Consider the following 244-nt stretch of genomic DNA (forward strand, 5'->3'; position numbering starts at 1 on the left):
TCGAGCTGATGTGGCTGACCGGGCGTTTGATGCCCGATTTCAAGACCATTGCCAACTTCCGAAAAGACAACAGCAAGGCCATCCGAGGCGTTTGTCGCCAGTTCGTCGTGCTCTGTCAGCAGTTGGGATTGTTTGGAGAAAATCTTGTTGCCATCGATGGCAGTAAATTCAAGGCTGTCAACAATCGTGACCGCAATTTCACCAGCGCCAAACTAAAGCGGCGAATGGAAGAAATTGAATCGAG

Annotated in this window: 1 protein-coding gene; it reads left to right on the forward strand. The window is 50.0% G+C overall.

Annotated features, from left to right (window positions below; translation table 11 throughout):
* On the forward strand, window positions 1-244 hold a 244-nt coding region (locus ACM6G4_RS27445; protein ID WP_414915023.1), incomplete at both ends, for a transposase.

Origin of the sequence: Pseudomonas sp. IT-P258 (assembly GCF_949767825.1) — a bacterium.
GTDB lineage: Bacteria > Pseudomonadota > Gammaproteobacteria > Pseudomonadales > Pseudomonadaceae > Aquipseudomonas > Aquipseudomonas monachiensis.